The 257-nt window shown below is 59.9% G+C and carries 1 protein-coding gene; it reads right to left on the reverse strand.

Features of this window, described 5'->3' with window-relative positions; translation table 11 throughout:
* Positions 1–76: 76 nt before the first annotated feature.
* A partial coding sequence (locus tag E1297_RS49425) for a hypothetical protein (RefSeq protein WP_209015515.1) occupies positions 77–257 on the reverse strand: 181 nt, incomplete at its 5' end.

Consider the following 257-nt stretch of genomic DNA (forward strand, 5'->3'; position numbering starts at 1 on the left):
CGGCTTAAAAGCCGGACGCTTGCGGCGTGCGTGGCGGCTTTTTAGCTGAGCGCCGGTTTGCCTTCCGTGGGCGGTTTTAGGCGCGGTGGCCGCTCATCCCTAGGATATTTACGTGGTGGGTCTGGAAGAGAGGTGTGGGGCTTCTTTCGTTCAGGCCACGGCGGTCACGGCGGAAGATCAGGGCCTGTTGCGTGTGCCGCGCAATGCGAATGGTGAAAGGCCGTGCGGATTTCCAATGGTATCGGGGTTTATACTGT

This window comes from Roseibium sp. RKSG952, assembly GCF_009711355.1.